The sequence below is a fragment of the Olleya sp. YS genome (genome assembly GCF_029760915.1).
Classification (GTDB): domain Bacteria; phylum Bacteroidota; class Bacteroidia; order Flavobacteriales; family Flavobacteriaceae; genus Olleya.
Genome location: NZ_CP121685.1, coordinates 2,253,077 through 2,274,082 on the forward strand (window position 1 = coordinate 2,253,077; position 21,006 = coordinate 2,274,082).

Sequence of the window (21,006 nt, forward strand, 5' to 3'; positions counted from 1 at the left end):
AAGGAAAACCCCTTGTTTTGTTGATAACTTATAGCATTTGTTAATAAAGAATGGTGTTTTTCACTAAATTATACCAATATCAGTCATACTAAGGGTTTAGCGAAGTTTTGCTTCACTATTAAAATTATAGCCATTTAAAAGCGATTTTGCATCCATAGTTCGTTTTCCTGGAAGCTTTAGTTCTAGTATTTTTATAAAACCCTCTTTTACAGCAACTTTAATTGAAGATTTATCACTAATAATTAAACCTATGTCAAAATCATGTATGTGATTTTCCTTCTCTGCTTTGTAAATTTTAATATCTAGTACCTCATTATTGTTGTGTAATTCGCACCAAGCTGCTGGATAAGGACTCAGTCCTCTTATTTTGTTATATATATTATCAATAGTATCTGTAAAATCTATTTTACAATTGTCTTTATTTAGTTTGTATGCAGTTTTTGAAATAGCATCCTCTGGTTGTGGTGTAGTTTTAACGTTCCCTTTTTCAATCAGTCTTATGGTGTCTATTACTAAGTGACTTCCAATATCCATAAGTTTATCGTGTAAACTTCCAGCATTTTCACTTGGATCTATGTCAATGTCTTGTTGTAGTATCATTGCTCCTGTATCAATTTTTTCATCAATAAAGAAAGTAGAGACACCTGTTTTAGTTTCACCATTTATAATTGCCCAATTAATTGGTGCAGCTCCACGATAATTGGGTAATAGTGAGGCGTGCAAATTAAAAGTTCCGTACTTAGGCATGTCCCAAACTACTTTTGGTAACATTCTAAAAGCTACTATTATTTGAAGATTAGCACGTAAAGCTTTTAATTCCTTTAAAAAATCTTCATTTTTTAAATTAGTGGGTTGTAGTATATTTAAACCTTTTTCTTTAGCAAAACCTTTTACAGCAGATTCGTGCAGCTTACGTCCACGTCCTGCAGGCTTATCTGGTGCTGTAATGACTCCAACAACATTATAATTATGTTCTAAAATAGTTTTTAAGGTCGCTACAGCAAAATCTGGAGTTCCCATAAATACAATTCTTAAGTCTTCATTCATATATGTTTTAATTTATAACGATTTGTTTTAGTTACCTCTATATTATCGTCTTCTAACAACATTTTTAGAGTGCTGTTTATTATGTCTTCATTATAAGGTAACAATTTATATAATTCTTTAGATGATTTTTCACCAAACTCTAAAGCTTCAATAATACTATTTTTTACTGCTTTAGTATTGATTTTTGATTTCGCTTTCGCTGAAATACATACTGAACAGATTCCACAGTCTTTAATATCTTGCTCACCAAAGTATGTTAGTAATTGTACACTTTTACATACGTCATTTTTATTTACGTAATCTAATACTGCTTGTATTTGACTTTGTTTTAGAGCATTTTGTTGTTCTATAGTTGCTGCAACTCTGTTTATGGTTTTATCGTCTTCACGAGGTTGAATAAAAGTAACCTGAGCATCAGTTTTATTGATTTTTAATGATATAACATTATCTTTTTCTAATTGTTCTAGCACATTAATTAGTTGTTCTTCCTGTACTCCGGTTTTATCAGAAATTAAACTACTATTAATTTTCGTACTATGCTCAAAAATTCCGCCATAGGTTCTTAATATAGATTTAATAACTATTTCAAAGCTTTTATGCGATTCTAAATATTTAAAAAGTTGACCACTTGACACTAAAAACTGGACTTCTATACGTTTATTAAACTGTTTACTTAAAGTAATAATACTAGTTTTGTCTAAAATCTGTAGTGCGTTAAAAGTAGTTACGGTATTGAATTTATAAGTCTTACAAAAATCGTTAAAATTAAAGTCAAAAGTTTGGTATACACCTTCACCATACGAGATTTGAAAATAATTTGATAGTTTTCTATATACAGTTTTTACAAAGTCTACGGTAGGTAAAACGTTTAAAAACTGATTGTTTAAAACGGTATCATCATTTTTACTTTTTAAAATTACAGCATAGGCTTTAGCTTGATTACGTCCTGCACGTCCAGCTTCTTGAAAATAGCTTTCGATACTATCTGGTAAATTAATATGTATTACTGTTTTTACATCAGACTTATCAATTCCCATTCCAAATGCATTGGTCGCTACAATCACTTGTTTTTTATTGTGCATCCAATCTTGTAAATGTTTATCTTTAACAGTGTTATTTAATCCACCATGGTAATAAGTGCTACTAATGTTTTTTTGTTCTAAATATTGACTAATTTCAAGGGTTAGTCTTCGGTTTCTTACATAAATAATGGAAGATTGAGGGTTTTTATTAAGTATGGCTTCCAACCTAAAGTATTTATCCTCTTCCTCAAAAACCATATAAGCTATATTGGGTCTGTAAAAGGATTGTTTAAAAACTTTAGGAGCTATAAAATCTAGCTCAGACATAATATCCTCTGTAACCTGTGGTGTTGCACTTGCAGTTAATGCTATAACGTTTACTGTTGGATGTAATTGACGTAATATAGAAATGTTTTTATAAGACGGTCTAAAATCATTTCCCCATTGACTGATGCAATGGGCTTCATCCACAGCAATAAGGTTAACATTCATCTGTTTAATTCTATCCTGAACCAACTCTTGTTGCAAGCGCTCTGGAGATAAATATAAAAACTTATAATTACCATAAATGCAATTATCTAGCAACGTATCTATTTCATTATTTGAAATTCCGCTAGTCAATGCAATTGCTTTAATACCTTTATTTTGCAACGCATTAACTTGATCTTTCATTAAAGCAACTAATGGCGAAATAACTATACAAATACCTTCTTTAGCCAACGCTGGGATTTGAAAACAAACACTTTTTCCGCCTCCAGTGGGTAATAAAGCAAAGGTGTCTTCACCTGCAATAGCAGCATTAATAATATCTTCTTGTAATGGTCTAAAAGAGGTAAACGTCCAATAACGCTCTAATATGTTAATTGGATGCGCCATTATAGGGCTTTTACGACGTCTAAAATGTGTTGTGCTCTAGTTTCGATACTACCAAATGGTACATCTTGTAGGTTATAATCGTATTTTTGATACGTGTCTAATAGGTGCTGATGAATTATTTTTGCTTGTTCAAAGCTTTCATAACGGACAACATCACTTTTATATATTTCTTGCCAAGGCGCTAAAATAAAAACGTAATCGTAAGTATTTATTCTACACGATTCTGTAAAATTTTCTGGATACTCTTCATTAACATAATCCATGTATGCCACAACGTCAGGTATACCTCTGTCTAAAAACACAAATTCGCTATCACTCTTTTTGGCATCTAGATATTGATTTTCTCTACCTTCAAGTAATAGTTTGCTAAATAGTAAAGGATCGGTTAAAAATAATTGTTCAATACCTTTTTCCCTGGCTTCAAGGGTTACTTGTCTAGATATTTCCTCGTAGCATGTGTAACCTCGTTTAGTTAATTCGTTTATAATTGCAGATTTACCAGTACTTGGACCTCCTGTAATAACTATTTTTTTTGCTTTCAAATGACATAATTTAACTGTAAAAATCCGAAATTAATTCATTAAAAAAAAATCTAAACAAATTGGTATATTTGTTGCTTATAATTTTAGTATGAAAAATACACCTAATCCAGAAGAGTTTTACTCAAAATTAAAAATACAATTACAGGACACAGCTTTGTGGCCTAATGAGTATTTATATAAATTTATTGTGCTTTCTAGTCAGACTAAAATTACACAAGTAGAAACTATTTTTGATAATATGGGAGCAGTTATAAAAACAAAAGAATCTAGTAACGGTAAGTATACTAGTGTTTCTGTAAATGTTAGAATGAAAAATCCTGATCATGTTATTGAAAAGTATTTAGAAGTTACAGAAAAAGTAGAAGGAGTCATTAGCCTTTAGTTTTTTTTTGTATTTTGCACAAGCATTATTAACTACGGTGCAACACATATAAATTCTACACTTTTTTTATTTTGATAGACGACATAGAGTACAACACAGAGCGTGAACATTTGATTATTCCAGAGTATGGACGCCATATTCAAAAAATGATTAACTACGCAAAAACACAAGAGCCAAAAGAAGAACGCAATAAATTAGCTAAGTCTATAATTGCAGTTATGGGAAATATGCAACCGCATTTACGTGATGTGCCAGATTTTCAGCATAAACTTTGGGATCAATTATTTATCATGTCTAATTTTGAATTAGATGCAGATTCGCCATTTGGAGTACCTTCTAAAGAAGAGTTATCTGAAAAGCCAGAACCTTTAAAATATCCACAAAACTTTCCTAAGTATCGTTTTTATGGTAACAATATTAAAACCATGATTGACGTTGCTAATACATGGGAAGAAGGAGAAATGAAAGAAGCTTTGGTTTACACCATTGCTAATCACATGAAAAAGTGCTTTTTAAATTGGAATAAAGACACGGTTGAAGACGATGTGATTTTTGACCATTTGTATGAGTTGTCTGGCGGAAAAATTAATTTAAAGAATTCTGAAGAAGACCTTACAGATGCTTCACGATTAATGAAAGCGTCAAGCGGAAAAAAATATTCTAGCAACAAAAAAGGGTCAAATAAAAAAAACAACCAAAACCGAAACCGAAAAAGATATTAAACGTATTTATGGGAACATTTAAAATTGAAGGTGGACACCAATTAAAAGGAAATATCCAACCTCAAGGCGCAAAAAACGAAGCATTACAAATACTATGTGCAGTTTTACTAACTCCAGAAAAAGTAACCATAAATAATATACCTGATATTATTGATATCAATAAGTTAATAGCTTTATTAGGTAATTTAGGTGTTAAGGTCAACAAATTATCTGAAGGTACTTACACGTTTCAAGCAGATGCTATAGATTTAGATTATATGCAAACTGCCGATTTTAAAAAAGAAGGAAGCGGTTTAAGAGGCTCTATTATGATGGTTGGACCTTTATTAGCGCGTTTTGGTAAAGGCTATATTCCAAAACCAGGAGGAGACAAAATTGGACGTCGTCGTTTAGATACACATTTTGAAGGATTTATAAACCTTGGTGCTAAGTTTAGATACAATCGAGAAGAGTATTTTTATGGTGTAGAAGCCGATAAACTTACAGGTACAGATATGTTGTTAGATGAAGCTTCTGTAACTGGTACTGCTAATATTGTGATGGCTGCAGTCCTTGCAGAAGGTACAACTACCATCTATAATGCAGCTTGCGAGCCTTATTTACAGCAATTGTGTAAAATGCTTAATAGAATGGGAGCTAAAATCTCTGGTGTAGGCTCAAATCTTTTAACCATTGAAGGTGTTGATAGCTTAGGTGGAACAGAGCATACCATGCTACCAGATATGATTGAAATTGGGAGTTGGATTGGTTTGGCTGCGATGACAAAGTCTGAGTTGACTATTAAAAATGTGAGTTGGGACGACTTAGGACAAATCCCTAACGTTTTCAGAAAACTAGGAATTACTGTCGAAAAGCAAGGAGACGATATACACATTCCTGCACATACTAATGGATACGAGATACAAAACTATATTGATGGTTCAATACTAACAATTGCAGATGCACCTTGGCCAGGATTTACGCCAGATTTGTTAAGTATTGTTTTAGTCGTTGCTACACAAGCTAGAGGAGAAGTACTAGTGCACCAAAAGATGTTTGAGAGTCGTTTGTTTTTTGTCGATAAATTAATTGATATGGGAGCAAAAATAATTCTTTGCGATCCACACAGAGCTACCGTTATGGGTCACGATTTTAAATCGCAACTAAAAGCCACGACTATGGTATCTCCAGATATTAGAGCAGGAATTAGTTTATTAATTGCAGCTTTATCTGCAAAAGGAACAAGTACCATACATAACATCGAGCAAATAGATAGAGGTTACCAAAAAATAGTTGAGCGTTTACAAGCTATTGGTGCTAAGATTGAACGTCTTGAAGGGAATTAAAAAACTTTAAATACAACATATAAAAAAAAGCTTCAATAATTTATTGAAGCTTTTTTATATTCAGCTAACAGCTAACAGCTAACAGCTAACAGCTAACAGCTAATTTATTCCATATTATAAAAATACTGCTCGCTAGCTATTTTACCATCTTTAACTTCGTACACACAAACTTCTTCCATTTGTTGTCTTCCTCTGTCTTTAAATGTACAATCAAAACTCATTTTTGCAGTAAAAAAATTATCAGCTACAAGAGGTTCACTAACTTCACCACTATGGTATTCTGCAACATTATCTAACCATTCTTTACTTTTATTCCAAACGTTTTGTTTGCCAGTAATAACTTCTCCTGGTACTCCTGGCATTTCTCTGGATACTACGTTATCTGCATATAATTCATTTATGCACTCTAGGTTTTTACCTTCTCTGCACATGCTTGCCCATTGTTGAGCGACTTCTTTTGTGTTCATAATGTATTGTTTTAGTTGTATTTACAAGATAATAAAAAATTAGGAGCTAATGTGTTTGTGTTGGTTAGTTGTGTGTTTATGCAACGACCCATGCAATTAATTATACATGTTGTTGGCATTTCGTTGTTTTTTTTCAGGTAACTTATTATTCAACTTTTTTCCTTTTTCCGATTATCCAGCGTTTGAGTGAATTCGGTCAGTGTTTTATTCCGCAAACTTTTTCAATTCCGATTGAGTGAGCAATTCCGCAACTTGCTATATTCCGCATTCAGTTCGGGTTTTGTATTTAATTTAGTTTATTTTTTATTCAATATTTCGTTATATTTCTTTGATTCAGGTTCATAAGTTATCAATTCTCCATTTTTTCCATCCACAAATAATTTTCCGCAATTAGTACATTCCCATAACGTTTTAAAAACATCTTGTTTTCTTAATTGCATACTAGCATTTTCTTTGTCTTTTTCTGTTTTTCCAGATTTTTCAATTGCAAAGTCTATAGAATCCCAAAAATCAAACCATTGAGTATCTGAAATTACATATCCTTTGTTTTTAAGATAATCAGTTTGGTCGACTATTATGTTCTGGCAAGTGCATTTAATTTTCATTGTTGAATTGAGTCATTTTTTATATAAGCTGTAATCAAAATCAATTTCTATTATTAGCTTCAGAGTGCGTTCACCCAATGAATGCCAACGGTCTCGGCTATGAGTAGTTGCGTGGGCTAGCACTTAACTTTGCAAGTACACACCAAACTGAAAATCCTCGCGGATTTTTAGAAGTAGGCGAGAACAAGCAATTACTTATAGCCATTGTTGTGCAACGTATTTTTTTATTCGTAATATTCAATTTGTCTTTCCCAAACCATTCCTAATTCTCCGTTAGAGCTTCTCCTTTTAGAAATCCAATTTCCATTTTCGTCATATACATATTCGAAAGAAGTTTGGTGTGTTTGTTCGTCTTGTTCGTTAAACCAATTTTGAACAATCAAATTATCCATATCATCATATTCGGATACGAATTTCATAAAACTTCCATCAGGATTGAATTTGAACTGTAAATTTTCATTTCCGTCTTTATCGTATGAGTATGTGCGTCTGTCTTTTAAACTTCCATCAGGTTTATATCTGAATTGTTCAATTTTTTTGTTGTCAAAATTGTATTTGTAAACATATTTACAACCATTTTCACTTTCTGGACTTTTGAGCAACATCCCGATATTATTGCCTTTTTCGTCATAGCTATTCGATTGAATATTTGTCAGATTATTATCCGAATCATAAGTTTTAACAGCAATCATATTGTCGTTAGAATCGTACTCATAAGTCCAATAGCTTTTCAATTCATCTGATGAATTTTTCTTCATAGCTTTTTGAGCAACTCCATCTTCATTTCTTTCGTAAATAGTTTTCTCATACAGTGAACCGTCATTTTCATATTGTCCGTTTTCTATTACTTTCTCATTTTTATCAAAAATCATATATGAGCTTATGTTTGAGTCAAATAGATTTTCTCGACTTTTTAACTCACCATTTTCTGGTTTATAAATGACTTCTTTAACCATTTTCATTTTTGGTTTGAGAGTGTCTGAAGTCGATTGAGCGATTAAATTAGATACAGGAAATGAAATCAGAATTCCGAGTAATAATATGTATTTCATAGCTTTGTTCATATGTTGCACAACGTATTTGTGTATGGCTAGTTGCGTGGTTAAGCGAGTAATTTAGCAAAAAAATCACAGATAGAATATTCCGCAGGAATGTTCGTAAGTCGGCAGTGAACCAAGCAATTAATTATACATGGTGTTGTGGCACGTTTTTATTTATCCGCTTTTTCTTGTTTTCAATTAATTCAGCTGGTAAACAATTAAATTTCGTTTTGCATTTGACATTACAAACAAGAATCAATTATTGTTTTCGTTCCGCTCATATTTAAGGTTTCATCCTGTTTAGGTTTTACATATACTGCTGTTATTTGCAATTAACAGATAGTTTTAATGTGTCTCCAACTTCAAATATATCGGAAGTATTTATAAATAATTTTCCTTTTCCTTTAGTTGGTTTTAGTCTATAAGTATAATTATACGCATTATATTTATGCTTCTTGTATACTACGAATTCATTTGAGTTATGACCAAGTTCCGAACAGGAACAAAAGCATATAACTAAAGCTACGAGGAAATATTGAACTAAGTTTTTCATGTATTTTTTTGTTTTCCCAACCTTTATTCCGCCACTTTTATATCTGTATTTTCAGTTCTATATAACCAAACTGAATTCAGGATTTCGTTGCTCAATTCGGCAATCTATTTTTAAAGGATTTCTGTATTATTTTAATCAAGTCTCAATGTTTTTTCAAATGTGCCACAACAAAGTTGTTATATCCCGATAATATCACTGGATAAAACAACTTTTACTGTGCTTTATCTACAGTAATTCTTGCATCACGATTGGCTAATTCCCAAGCGGTATAAAACACTAATCTTGCTCTGTTTTCTAATAAATCGTATTCTATTTTATCTGGTGTATCACTTGGTCTGTGGTAATCGTCATGCGTCCCATTAAAATAAAAAATAACTGGTATGTTGTTTTTTGCAAAGTTGTAATGGTCTGATCTGTAGTAAAAACGGTTTGGGTCATTCTCGTCATTATACGTATAATCCAGCTCTACATTAGCGTATTTGGTATTAACCATTTCTGAGATGTTATGTAACTCTGTACTTAATTTATCACTTCCAATAAGGTAAATGTAGTTACGGTCTCCTGTTTTACGTTTTGGGTCTGTACGACCAATCATGTCTATATTTAAATTAGCAACGGTATTGGCTAACGGGAAAATAGGATCGTTATCTGTGTAGTGTCTGCTTCCTAATAGTCCTTTTTCTTCTCCAGTTACATTTAAAAATACTACAGAGCGTTTTGGACCATGACCAGCTTGTTTAGCTTTTGCAAATGCTTCTGCTATTTCTAAAACAGCTACTGTACCAGAACCATCATCATCCGCACCATTATACACCTCTCCGTTTTTTACACCTTCGTGATCTAAATGTGCAGAAATTACAATATACTCATCTGGTTTTTCTGTACCTCTAACGATTGCTGCAACATTTTCTGAGGATAATGCTTTGGAGTTGTTTTTAAAATCTAAATTAAAGTTAGCAGCTACTACTTCGTTTTTAGTAGTTAATTCTTTGCTAACTATTGCATTGTAAGCACCATCGTTAATTAAAAAGTAGTACATGTTTTTATCGTTGCCTACTAAACTCATTCTACCACTTGACGTACCATAGCGTAGTGCTGCCATAGCAAATACGTCTGGGTGATAAAACAGTACTGCTTTGGCACCTTTGTCTTTTGCTATATCACGTTTTAAAGCAAATTGTTGTCTAAAATTAGACCATTTAGACGTTTCTTCTGTTCCAGATATTACGTAAGTACCATCATTATTTTTAGGTTCTCCGTGTTTAAATAATACTACCTTACCTGTAACATCTACACCATCATAGCTTGAGTAGTTATCATCTTCTATACCATATCCTAGATTAACAATTTCGGTTGCTTGTAGTTTGCTAGTTTCCATAGGGTTAATGGATACAAAATCTTCTAGGTTTTTTAATGACTTACCGTTAATAGTTAGTGTTACATCTGGTTTGGATTGTAACTCTAATGGCACATCTTGAAAGTAGTTACCGTCTGCTTTAGCTGCAGGAACGCCAAACTTCATATAATGTTCTTTTAAAAAGTTGACTGCTTTTTTTTGTCCTTCGGCACCAGTTTCTCGTCCTTCAAACTCGTCTGAAGCATATTGGTATAACGCTGTTTTTAAGTCGTCTTGGGTAATAGTTTGTGCATACACTGTTGGGTCTGCAACTTTATTACTGGTTTTGCTACCTTTTTGAGAGCTTCCACAAGCAATAAATAATAAGCTTAATGTGGTAATTGAAAGTATAGATTTCATTAAAAAAAGAGTTTAAATTGTTATACGTTCAAAAATACAAGAAAAAATAAGTTAAAACCACAATTTAATGCGATTTTAAAGACAGATAGTTGTGGATTAGATGTCTTCGTTTCTAATAAGTTGGTGATCCATATTAGCTATATACCAAGCTGTAGAAAAAATAAGTTGGGCACGCTTTTCTAGCAAAGGATAATTAATCTTATCTGCTGTGTCTGTAGGTTTGTGGTAATCTGGATGTTCTCCGTTAAAATAGAAAATAACAGGAATATCATGCTGCGCAAAGTTATAATGGTCTGATCTAGAATAGTAATGATTCGGGTCGTCTTCTGCATTGTATTTATAATCCAACTCTAAATTGGTATTGACACTATTTACTTTTTCCGAAATAAAATGTAACTCTTTACTAATACGATCTGCACCAATAATGTAAATATAATTTGGGTTGTTTTTATGTCTGTCATCCACACGACCAATCATATCAATATTTAAATTTGCAACTGTTTTATCTAAAGCAAATAATGGGTTTTTGGTATAATAGTAAGAGCCTTGCAAGCCTATTTCTTCTGCAGTTAAATGTAGAAATAGAATGTTGCGTTTGGGTGATACACCATTACGTTCTGCAGTTTTAAAGGCTTGTGCAATTTCCATAATTGCAACAGTACCAGAGCCATTATCGTCTGCTCCAAAGTAAAGTTCGGCATTTTCTACACCTAAGTGGTCAAAATGTCCAGAGATAATTAACGTCTCGTCTGGATAATCTGTCCCTTTGATATACGCTACAATATTTTCTGATGCCTCATATTGTTCTGGAAGAAAGTCCTTAGGAATTTTTTGCATGAATGTAGAATCACCTGCAGCAGGAAGTAAGCCTTCAGCTTTATAAAAATCGACTAAAAACTGTGATGCTTTTTTTTGCCCTTCAGTACCTACTTCGCGTCCTTTAAACTCGTTAGAAGCAAACTGATACAGATGTGCTTTTAAAGTTTCCGCTTGTATCGTTTCAGCGTAAGCTGTCATGGTTTTTGGCGTTTGGACAACAACACTAGCTTCTAAATTTTTAATTTTAGTACTATACTTGGTAGTTGCGCAAGAACCGACTAAAATTAATGCAGAAAGAACACAATAAAACTTCATTTAACTCAAAAAATTGAGCGTAAATATATAGAAAATCAGCATTTTGACCTAATCTTCTTACTTAATCTGTAATGATTAAATCCTCTAATTCTTCTTTTGCTTCTTCTTTGCGTTTTTGTTCTGTTTGCTCAAGTTCCTTGGTGTCACCAACTTCAGATACACTAAAAATAGCCTTGTAAGTTGCTAATGCTAAACTTATGATGGTTAATAAAAATATAACCTGAATTAAGTGTGTGGATTGTGTTTCTTTTTTTGCTTTTAAAAACGCAATTAGTCCAAAAACAAAAGCCAATGCAGCAGGAATAAAAGATAGTTTATACAAAGGTAAAACAGCCAAAATTACAGCTATAATTGCAAAAATTAATCCTAAAATAATACTTGCTTTTCTCATAATTGCCTAGTTTTTTAATCCAGTTGCCGATTTTAATTTTAACTCGCCACTACCTACAGCTATTTTAAACTTAGCATATACAGGTACTTTGTTTTCGTCTGCTGTTAACCATAACACATTGGCGTTATTACCTTTAAGTACATTGCTGCCAGCAACGCTAATAGATAGCTTGTAACATTCTTTTTTACCTAAAGCGGTATTTATAGTTTCTTTAGCTAAAAGTTTAAAGCTGAACTTAGTTTCTTTATTGTCAAATAGTACTGTAAACGTATCAGATGCTCCAATAGGTGCTTTTTTGATATCTAAGGTTCTAATTTTATAAATGGTCGCAACAATATCTCTTGTTCCGTAATTGATTTTTACATTTTTATTTTGATCCCAAAAACCAGAAGCGTTGTTTTTTGTTTTCTTTCTAATTAAGCTTTCTACCAAATTGGTTTTATGGTTGTATTTATACTTTACGTATTTATAATAACCACCTTCATTAATCTCTCTGTTGTATAAATAAGGTGTAATGGTTCTTGGGTTGACGTAGCTTTCATACAAATCTCTAATTTTAAAAAAGCTGTCAAAGTTAGTGTAAGTTGTCGCTGTACATTTTAAGTGCAGTAGAGTAGAAGAGCTTGTTTTTAATTCGCTAGTTTCCATTTTAACTTCCGCTAAATCTGTTAATATTCCAGACATATTATATGATGCGGTAAACGTTAATTTCTCACCAGCATTAAATGCTTTATTGTCTTGCCCAAAACTAAAAGTTAGGGCAACAAATGCTATTAATAGGGTTAGTTTATGTTTCATAAGTCTATTATTTAGTTGTCAAAGATATAACTAAACATTAATTGTGCCGAAATATTGTTTAAAATATTGAAACCTGTTAATGATTTGATAATTAGCCCTAAAAATGATAACATTTTTGTAATTTTGCAATGTGATAACATCTATTTTACATAAAGGTTTTGCGTCAATACTGGCACTTTTAGTGTTATTTTCAACGTTTTCTTTTACAGTTGAAAAACATTACTGTGGAGACCATTTGGTTGATACTGCAATTTTTACTAAAGTTAAAAATTGTGGAATGGAAGAATCAACAACTACCGAAGCTACTGTAACAAAAAAATCATGTTGTAAAGATGTAGTTGAAATCATTAAAGGTCAAGATGAGTTGAAACTTAATTTTGACGATTTAGATACCAATGCACAATTTGTCTTTACCGCTTTTGTGTATAGCTATGCTCAGTTATACCAGAGTTTACCAAAGCAAATTGTACCACATCAATATTATTCGCCTCCCAACTTGGTCATAGATTACCAAGTCCTTCATGATGTATTTATAATTTGATACTTTGTTTTTGTTTCCGCTTAAGCGGAATACCTTAAAACAATTCAATAATCAAATTACACATTACAATGACACATACATATACAGTTACAGGAATGACCTGTAATAATTGTAAAGCATCTGTAGAAAAAACTTTAGAAGCACTAGAAGATATTACTTCAGTAACGGTTGATTTAGAACAATCTGAAGCAACTATTAGCATGTCCAAACATCTTACTACGCAACAATTACAAGAGGCTTTACCAAACAAATACCAAATAACTGAAAAACCCAAAACACAAAATGTGTTTGCCTCTTCTAATGAAATAGAAGAGGAACCATCAGATTTAAAACGGTTATTTCCACTGTTTTTAATCTTTGGATATATTACGGTTGCAGCAATACTATTAAATTACAATCCATGGAATGGTTCTAGTTTTATGCTAGATTTTATGGGTTTATTTTATATTGTTTTCAGCTTTTTTAAGTTACTGGATTTAAAAGGGTTTCCAGAAAGTTTTAAAATGTACGATCCACTAGCAAAAGTAATTCCTGCCTATGGATGGATCTATCCTTTTTTAGAATTAGGTTTAGGTATTTTATTTTTAATGCGAATTCAAATTCCATTAGCACTAATAATTACAGTTATTATTCTAGGAATTACCACTGTTGGAGTTACTAAAACGTTACTAGATAAAAAAGCTATACAATGTGCTTGTTTGGGAACAGCTTTAAAATTACCTATGACTAAGGCGACGTTTATAGAAAACACCATTATGTTGATTATGGCTGTTTGGATGCTAATTAAAATCTATAGTTAATTATGAAAAAATTATTGATTTTACTTGGCTTTATGCCTTTAGTAATGACTGCACAAGAGACCTTAACAGGAACTATTTATGATGCCAGTCAGACAGATTCAGAACAACCTTTATTTGGAGCTAACTTAATTTGGTTAGACACAAGTGTGGGTACGTCTACAGATATTGATGGTAAATTTTCTTTACCATATAATGAAGAATATAGAAAACTAGTAATTAGCTATGTTGGTTATAAAACAGATACGTTAATTATCACATCTATTACACCAATTAAACATGCATTGAAACCTACAAACGATTTGGATGAAGTTGTGGTTGAAGCCAGAAAACAAGCGACTGCTAAATCTTATTTAAAAGCACAAAATACGCTATTGGTAAGTAGTGATGAGTTATTAAAAGCGGCTTGTTGTAATCTATCTGAAAGTTTTGAAACCAATCCGTCTATTGACGTTAATTTTAGCGATGCTGTTACTGGAACAAAGCAAATAAAAATGCTAGGATTATCAAGTCCTTATATCTTAATAGCTACAGAAAATATTCCCTCTATCAGAGGTGCTTCTCAAGCTTATGGATTAAGTTTTATTCCAGGGACTTGGGTAGAAAGTATTCAAATTACTAAAGGTGCTGGAAGCGTAGTGAATGGTTTTGAAAGTATAGCAGGACAAATTAATGCTGAGCTTGTGAAACCAACGACAGATAATAAACTATTTGTTAATGCTTATGCATCTGTAAATGGTAGATTGGAATTAAATACACATGTTAACACAAAAGTATCCGATAAATGGGATACTGGATTGTATATACATGGAAATTTAAGAGATCAGAAATTTGATAAAAACAACGATTCGTTTTTAGATGTACCTTTAAAAAAACAAATAAATGTGATGAATCGTTGGCAATACACCAATCCAGAAAAGGGTATTGTAAGTTTTATCAACTTTAGATATTTAACAGATAATAATCAATCTGGACAAATCAACTTTAATCCTGAAACAGATAAATTAACAACTAATGCTTGGGGAAGTGAAATTGATACTGAACGTTATGAGGTATCAGCAAAGTTGGGTTATGTTAATCCAGAAATCCCTTGGCAGAGTTTAGGTGTTCAATTTGCGTTTAGTAATCATGTTCAAGACTCTTATTTTGGATTAAATCAATATAATATTGATCATACAAGTATATATTCTAATGTGATATATAATTCTATAATAGACGATTCTAGACACAAAATAAAAACAGGTGTTAATTTTACCTATGATGCTTATGACGAGTTTGCAATTGCTCAACAATTTGGAAGAACAGAGCGATCGTTTGGTGGATTTTTTGAATATTCTTTTGATAATCTTGAAGCCTTAACACTAACTGCAGGATTACGTGTAGATACACATAATTTATTAGGCGAATTTATTACACCACGACTACACGTACGTTATTCACCTTGGGGAAAATCTGCTTTAAGAGCCTCTATAGGACGCGGAAAACGAAGTGCTAATATTTTTGCAGAAAACCAGAATTTATTTGCGTCTTCTCGCGACTTCTCCATTTTAAACTCCAATGGTAGTATTTATGGTTTAGACCCAGAAATCGCATGGAACTATGGTGTATCTTATTTACAAGGCTTTAATCTGTTTGGACGAGGTGCAGATATTACTTTAGATTTTTATCGTACCGATTTTCAAAATCAAGTGGTTGTAGATTTAGAAAACGCACAAGAAGTCAATTTTTATAATTTAGAAGGAGATAGCTATGCCAATAGTCTTCAGGTAGAATTTAATTATAATCCCTTTAATAATTTTGATATACGTACCGCTTACAAATATTACGACGTTAAAACACAATATAAATCTGGTAAATTAATTAAACCATTAACGCCTAGGCATCGTGTATTTGCAAATGCCTCCTATGAAACCGAAATAAAAAATAATAGTAATTGGAAATTTGATGTGACTTATAATTGGTTAAGTGAGCAACGTTTTGCGTCTACTTTAAATAATCCTATTCAATATAGATTAAATGACTATTCGCAATCTGTAGGGACGCTTAACGCACAGGTTACTAGAGTATTTTCTCCAAAATTTGAAGTATATTTGGGAGGAGAGAATGTTACCGATGTTAGACAAAATAATCCAATAGTTAGTGCAGACAATCCGTTTGGCTCAAGTTTTGATACTAACTTTGTATATGGTCCAATATTTGGAAGTATGTATTATGCAGGATTACGATATAAATTAAATTAAAACCTTATAACAATGAAAAATATAGTATTAGTATTATTAATGATGGTAACTACAGTAACCTTTGCTCAAGACAAAAATAAAAGAGCTAGCTTAGAAGTAGATGGTGTTTGTATGATGTGTAAATCTAGAATTGAAAAAGCATGTTTTAAAACCAAAGGTGTTAAAAGTGCTGTTTGGAATGTAGAAACGCATGAGCTAAAATTAATCTTTGACGAAAATAAAACGGACTTAAAAGCCATTGAAGCAAATATTGCAGCTGTTGGACATGACACTAAAGACATAAAAGCTTCTGATGAAGCCTATGACAGTGTTCATGCTTGCTGTAAATACAGAGATGAAGAGGTTAAAGATGACCACAAAAAAGAATAATACTCAAAAATTTTTACTTAAAAAGCCTGCTATTGCAGGCTTTTTTTATTTGTATTAAATGGTTTTGTTATTGATTGATCAATGCTAGTAATTCATGTTCAATAGTAAGGTCAAACATATTAGCTTTAGGATTGACAATTCTAGCATGTTTATCCAGTATAAAGACTTTATTTACTGGTTTTAATGATAAAAGTTCTATAGCTTCTTCTGCATTTTCAAAATGATACTCGTTGTTAAGATTTAGATGATTACGTTGTAAAACGTCTGCTTGTTCTCTACTACTAATAGAATTGATGCTTATAGCCAAAATATCAAATTCTGGATACTTCTTTTGTAGCTCTTTTGCACGATCATGCGACACCTTTAAATGGTATCTATCTTTAACATCCCAAAAATAAATAATAGTAGGTTTATTAATTAGTTGTCTTAGTTGGTATGTTTTTTCATTTTTATCTATCACCTTTAAATCTGGAATAACTTGTCCAGGTTTTAATCGTTTATAAGAATTAACTAATGTACTGGCTTTACTTTTATGTTCGGTATTAGTACTTTTTTCATTAAATGAAGTTAAAAGCGAATCGTAATCATCAACACTTTTTGAGGCATTTATAAACTTAATCATATTATAATATAACAGCCTGTTTTTAATAAACGTATCTGAAACTTTTTGATGTATTAGTGTTAATTTATCTAAGTTATAATCTAGCGATTGGTTATCGTAAGTACTGTCTTTAGAATGCTTAAAATGTTCTTGTAAAGCAATATTATTGAAATGAAATCTTAAAAAAGACACATACGGTCTGTAATCTTTTAAGGTTTCGTTATTGTAATCAATATCTTTTCTAAAATCAAAAAAGTCGTCTGGTAACCCATTAAAAATATCGTGTTCACTTTTACTGTAGTTTATAAATGGATAAGCTTCTTTACTATAATAGTAATTATAATCTATATTGGCTTTAGCAAACGTAGTAAACAGTTCTGAAGCATTATATTTAGAGGTAAACTGCTTTAGTTTTTCTAACTTTTGTTGCCTGATATTGGATAATTGTTCTTCAAATGCTTCAGGTTCTAATTGACTAATTTTTAAAACCTCCTGTTCTTGTCTTTCGGTTTCTAGAAAAAGATCAATAAGATAGGTGTTTTCCTTTTCTCCAATTCCGTTAAAGGTTAATGACTCATCAAACTCTACTGTGTTAACACGTATCATGATGCTATCATTGGGATGAATTAAAAACGATTGCGATTCTTTCCCATCGTAAAAATGATATAAACCAGAGTCAAAATTTGTAAATGTATACTTAAAACGGTTGTTAGCATCTAAATATACAGTGTCAATAATATCAGACGATTTGTAGATAATAATATAATTACTACTTGGATTGATAATTTCTCCACCAAAAAAAGCAGTCATCTCTTTAGAAGTACTGGTGTCTTTTTTGCAAGACAATAGTGTACTAAAACAAATTATAATATAAAATAAGGGTCTTAAAGACATAAATTAGTGTATAAGGGCAAATAGCATTATAAACAAAAATATGTTTTGCTTAATAGTTCTGGTGTTAAGGCGTTGTTAAAACTTATTAAAGACCAATGTATAGTTTCTGTTTCGTCTTTATTTTCTACTTTTGCACAAAATTAAAATATAAGATATGTTATCAGTATCAAATTTATCAGTTCAATTCGGTAAGCGTGTACTTTTTGATGAGGTAAGTACTACATTTAATAATGGTAATTGCTACGGAATTATTGGAGCCAATGGAGCTGGGAAATCAACATTTTTAAAAATAATTTCTGGTCAAATCGAACCTACGTCTGGACATGTGCATTTAGAACCAGGTAAACGTATGTCTGTTTTAACACAGGACCACAACAAGCATGATGAAGATACCGTTTTAGAAACTGTTTTAAAAGGCAATAAACCGTTATACGATATTAAGTCAGAAATCGATGCTTTGTATGCGGATTATACCGATGAAAATGCTGAGAAAATTGGAGAGCTACAAGTGCAGTTTGAAGAAATGAATGGTTGGAATGCAGATAGTGATGCTGCAGCAATGTTATCTAATTTAGGTATTAAAGAAGATTTACATTACACCTTAATGGGTGATTTAGATGGTAAACAAAAAGTCCGTGTGTTATTAGCACAAGCGCTTTTTGGAAATCCTGATGTACTTATCATGGATGAGCCTACCAACGACTTAGATTACGAAACTATTGCTTGGTTAGAAAACTTTTTAGCAAATTATGATAATTGTGTTATTGTCGTTTCCCATGATAGACACTTTTTAGATGCTGTTTGTACGCATATTAGCGATATTGACTTTGGAAAAATCAACCACTATTCTGGTAATTATACGTTTTGGTATGAGTCGTCTCAATTAGCAGCAAGACAACATGCGCAACAAAACAAAAAAGCAGAAGAGAAGAAGAAAGAATTGGAAGAGTTTATCCGTCGTTTTTCTGCTAACGTTGCAAAAAGTAAGCAGGCTACCAGTAGAAAAAAGATGATTGATAAGCTTAATATCGAAGATATTAGACGTACTAGTCGTCGTTATCCTGCAATTATTTTTGAACGCGATAGAGAAGCTGGTGACCAGATTTTAAATGTTGAAGGACTATCCGCTTCCTTAGATGGAGAGGTGTTGTTTAAAAATATAGATTTAAACCTTCAAAAAGGTGATAAAGTCGTTTTGTTTTCTAGAGACTCTAGAGCTACAACAGCGTTTTATGAAATTTTAAATAACAATCTAAAGGCAGATGCTGGAACTTTTTCTTGGGGAGTAACAACAACACAATCTTACTTACCGTTAGATAATAGTAAGTTTTTTGAAAGTAATGATATGACTCTTGTAGATTGGTTACGTCAATGGGCTCAAACAGAAGAAGAAAGAGAAGAAGTACATATTAGAGGGTTTTTAGGAAAAATGATTTTTAGTGGCGAAGAGGCACTAAAAAAATGTAATGTGCTATCTGGAGGAGAAAAAGTGCGATGTATGCTATCTAGAATGATGATGACTAGAGCAAATGTTTTGCAGCTAGACGAACCTACTAACCACTTAGACTTAGAGAGTATCACAGCATTTAATAATTCGCTTAAAAACTTTAAAGGCACTGTGTTGTTTACAACGCACGATCATGAGTTTGCGCAAACAGTTGCTAACAGAGTAGTAGAGTTAACACCAAACGGTGTTATAGATAGATACACTACATTTGACGAGTATATGCAAGATTCAAAGATTAAAGAATTAAGAGATAAAATGTATAGAGTAACTGCTTAGATATTACTAAAGAGTTACAGTTTGAAATATAGAAAAAAGGCTCTGAAAATTAATTTTTTCAGAACCTTTTTTTATTTATCTACACAAATGTATTTTTTAACTAGATATGCAAACAAATCATGATGCTTCAGTTTCTGCACGAACTTGATTAACAATTTGCATGGCTTTTTCAACCTCAGTTTCATGAACATAAACTTGAGGTACTCTTGGAATATCATGTACAAATCCACCCAAGCGTCCAGATTCGTTTTCATCTTTAATTACTGGATTAATACCTATATCTTCTAATCGTGTTTTTACTAGTTGAACAATAATAAAATTGCCTTCAAAAATTTTGATATAATTTGATTCCATAATATGCCTTTTTTTGGGTTTACTTAAAGATACAAAATAGTTTTCAAATTTTTTTATAAATGTTAAATACGTTAAATTTTACTTTTTGAAACGTCCGTAGCAATGATTTAAACGTTTATTAAGTAATTAATCTTTAAATATTTAAAACAATGAAAACTAAAAAAATGCCTAAAAACCTAATGTTACTAATCGTTTTATTTTTTGCTTCATTGTCGTTTTCACAATCTAAATTAAAAATGGAAAAGCCAACAGTTGTAGATGTTGTTAATACAGACATTTTTACTTATTTAACTAGTTCTGAAGATCACACTACATTAGTTACAGCATTACATGCAGCTGATTTAACTGAAACGCTCTCTGGATCTGGACCATTTACCCTTTTTGCTCCAACCAATTCCGCTTTTAAAGCCTTGCCAGAAGGTGTTTTAGAGAGTCTTTTAAAACCTGAAAACAAAGACAAGTTAAAAGCTATTTTAACTTATCATGTGTTGCCAGGTAATTTTGACGCTAGAACAATTGTTAATGCTATTAGCGCTAATGACGGAGAGGCTGATTTTAAAACTGTAAACGGAGCTTCAATTTCTGGCTATGTGGAAGGAGGAACAGTTATTTTGACTAATGCTACTGGTAATGATATTAAAATTACTAAAGCAGATATTTCACAAAGTAATGGAACTATTCATATTATTGATAGTGTAATATTACCTGAGTAAACCTAAAAGGTGTTTACTAAAAAAGCTCTGAAATTTTTAATTCCAGAGCTTTTT

At 31.8% G+C, this 21,006-nt stretch carries 21 protein-coding genes; 9 read left to right on the plus strand and 12 right to left on the minus strand.

What is annotated here, in order from left to right; genetic code table 11:
- Positions 1–96: 96 nt before the first annotated feature.
- Genes fmt through Ollyesu_RS10340 form a run of 3 tightly spaced genes read right to left on the minus strand, consistent with a single transcriptional unit; the run spans position 97 to position 3,487 of the window.
- A complete protein-coding gene (fmt, locus tag Ollyesu_RS10330) occupies positions 97–1,047 on the minus strand; it encodes a methionyl-tRNA formyltransferase (RefSeq protein WP_279301139.1) in 951 nt (316 codons plus the stop codon).
- On the minus strand, positions 1,044–2,945 hold the full coding sequence (locus Ollyesu_RS10335; protein WP_279301140.1) for a RecQ family ATP-dependent DNA helicase: 1,902 nt from the start codon (positions 2,943–2,945) through the stop codon (positions 1,044–1,046). Before Ollyesu_RS10335 ends, fmt begins: the two co-directional genes overlap by 4 nt.
- A complete protein-coding gene (locus tag Ollyesu_RS10340) occupies positions 2,945–3,487 on the minus strand; it encodes an ATP-binding protein (RefSeq protein WP_279301141.1) in 543 nt (180 codons plus the stop codon). The genes Ollyesu_RS10335 and Ollyesu_RS10340 overlap by 1 nt, the downstream gene beginning before the upstream one ends.
- 88 nt (positions 3,488–3,575) lie before the next feature.
- Between Ollyesu_RS10340 and Ollyesu_RS10345 the strand changes: the two genes are divergently transcribed.
- The 3 genes from Ollyesu_RS10345 to murA all read left to right on the plus strand — a co-directional run bounded on the left by Ollyesu_RS10345 (position 3,576) and on the right by murA (position 5,916).
- On the plus strand, positions 3,576–3,869 hold the full coding sequence (locus tag Ollyesu_RS10345; protein ID WP_279301142.1) for a DUF493 family protein: 294 nt from the start codon (positions 3,576–3,578) through the stop codon (positions 3,867–3,869).
- Between the two features lie 71 nt (positions 3,870–3,940).
- A complete protein-coding gene (locus Ollyesu_RS10350) occupies positions 3,941–4,591 on the plus strand; it encodes a DUF4290 domain-containing protein (RefSeq protein WP_279301143.1) in 651 nt (216 codons plus the stop codon).
- A gap of 8 nt (positions 4,592–4,599) precedes the next feature.
- Positions 4,600–5,916: a UDP-N-acetylglucosamine 1-carboxyvinyltransferase gene (murA, locus tag Ollyesu_RS10355; RefSeq protein WP_279301144.1), complete on the plus strand. Its 1,317-nt coding sequence runs from the start codon at positions 4,600–4,602 to the stop codon at positions 5,914–5,916.
- A gap of 104 nt (positions 5,917–6,020) precedes the next feature.
- Here the strand turns inward: murA and Ollyesu_RS10360 are convergent, their stop codons facing one another.
- The 7 genes from Ollyesu_RS10360 to Ollyesu_RS10390 all read right to left on the minus strand — a co-directional run bounded on the left by Ollyesu_RS10360 (position 6,021) and on the right by Ollyesu_RS10390 (position 12,660).
- A complete protein-coding gene (locus Ollyesu_RS10360; RefSeq protein ID WP_279301145.1) occupies positions 6,021–6,383 on the minus strand; it encodes a SnoaL-like domain-containing protein in 363 nt (120 codons plus the stop codon).
- 296 nt (positions 6,384–6,679) lie between these two features.
- The gene (locus tag Ollyesu_RS10365) at positions 6,680–6,988 is read right to left on the minus strand and encodes a hypothetical protein (RefSeq protein ID WP_279301146.1); all 309 of its coding nucleotides are present in this window, start codon (positions 6,986–6,988) and stop codon (positions 6,680–6,682) included.
- A 224-nt stretch (positions 6,989–7,212) separates the two neighbouring features.
- The gene (locus Ollyesu_RS10370) at positions 7,213–8,061 is read right to left on the minus strand and encodes a hypothetical protein (RefSeq protein WP_279301147.1); all 849 of its coding nucleotides are present in this window, start codon (positions 8,059–8,061) and stop codon (positions 7,213–7,215) included.
- A gap of 731 nt (positions 8,062–8,792) precedes the next feature.
- Positions 8,793–10,337, minus strand: coding sequence for a M28 family peptidase (locus Ollyesu_RS10375; protein ID WP_279301148.1), 1,545 nt, complete (start codon positions 10,335–10,337; stop codon positions 8,793–8,795).
- A 96-nt stretch (positions 10,338–10,433) separates the two neighbouring features.
- Complete coding sequence (locus Ollyesu_RS10380; RefSeq protein WP_279301149.1) at positions 10,434–11,471, minus strand: M28 family peptidase; 1,038 nt, start codon at positions 11,469–11,471, stop codon at positions 10,434–10,436.
- 61 nt (positions 11,472–11,532) lie between these two features.
- Complete coding sequence (locus Ollyesu_RS10385; RefSeq protein ID WP_279301150.1) at positions 11,533–11,862, minus strand: FUSC family protein; 330 nt, start codon at positions 11,860–11,862, stop codon at positions 11,533–11,535.
- A gap of 6 nt (positions 11,863–11,868) precedes the next feature.
- The gene (locus Ollyesu_RS10390; protein WP_279301151.1) at positions 11,869–12,660 is read right to left on the minus strand and encodes a DUF3108 domain-containing protein; all 792 of its coding nucleotides are present in this window, start codon (positions 12,658–12,660) and stop codon (positions 11,869–11,871) included.
- Between the two features lie 130 nt (positions 12,661–12,790).
- Here Ollyesu_RS10390 and Ollyesu_RS10395 point away from each other — a divergent pair, with 130 nt between their 5' ends.
- The 4 genes from Ollyesu_RS10395 to Ollyesu_RS10410 all read left to right on the plus strand — a co-directional run bounded on the left by Ollyesu_RS10395 (position 12,791) and on the right by Ollyesu_RS10410 (position 16,607).
- On the plus strand, positions 12,791–13,201 hold the full coding sequence (locus Ollyesu_RS10395; RefSeq protein ID WP_279301152.1) for a hypothetical protein: 411 nt from the start codon (positions 12,791–12,793) through the stop codon (positions 13,199–13,201).
- Positions 13,202–13,269: 68 nt separating this feature from the next.
- Positions 13,270–14,001 (plus strand): heavy metal-associated domain-containing protein, encoded by a 732-nt coding sequence (locus Ollyesu_RS10400; protein WP_279301153.1) that lies wholly within the window; start codon positions 13,270–13,272, stop codon positions 13,999–14,001.
- Positions 14,002–14,003: 2 nt separating this feature from the next.
- On the plus strand, positions 14,004–16,238 hold the full coding sequence (locus Ollyesu_RS10405; RefSeq protein WP_279301154.1) for a TonB-dependent receptor: 2,235 nt from the start codon (positions 14,004–14,006) through the stop codon (positions 16,236–16,238).
- 12 nt (positions 16,239–16,250) lie between these two features.
- Positions 16,251–16,607 (plus strand): cation transporter, encoded by a 357-nt coding sequence (locus Ollyesu_RS10410; RefSeq protein ID WP_279301155.1) that lies wholly within the window; start codon positions 16,251–16,253, stop codon positions 16,605–16,607.
- 67 nt (positions 16,608–16,674) lie between these two features.
- Here the strand turns inward: Ollyesu_RS10410 and Ollyesu_RS10415 are convergent, their stop codons facing one another.
- A complete protein-coding gene (locus Ollyesu_RS10415) occupies positions 16,675–18,054 on the minus strand; it encodes a hypothetical protein (protein ID WP_279301156.1) in 1,380 nt (459 codons plus the stop codon).
- A gap of 202 nt (positions 18,055–18,256) precedes the next feature.
- Between Ollyesu_RS10415 and Ollyesu_RS10420 the strand changes: the two genes are divergently transcribed.
- Complete coding sequence (locus Ollyesu_RS10420) at positions 18,257–19,885, plus strand: ATP-binding cassette domain-containing protein (RefSeq protein ID WP_279301157.1); 1,629 nt, start codon at positions 18,257–18,259, stop codon at positions 19,883–19,885.
- Positions 19,886–20,002: 117 nt separating this feature from the next.
- Here the strand turns inward: Ollyesu_RS10420 and Ollyesu_RS10425 are convergent, their stop codons facing one another.
- Entirely contained in the window at positions 20,003–20,239 is a 237-nt protein-coding gene (locus tag Ollyesu_RS10425; RefSeq protein WP_279301158.1) for a DUF2007 domain-containing protein, read from the minus strand.
- 149 nt (positions 20,240–20,388) lie between these two features.
- On the opposite strand from Ollyesu_RS10425, the gene Ollyesu_RS10430 reads away from it, so the two are divergent.
- Positions 20,389–20,952 carry a fasciclin domain-containing protein gene (locus Ollyesu_RS10430; protein WP_279301159.1) on the plus strand — a complete coding sequence of 188 codons (564 nt, stop codon included), beginning with the start codon at positions 20,389–20,391 and terminating at the stop codon, positions 20,950–20,952.
- Positions 20,953–21,006: the final 54 nt, after the last annotated feature.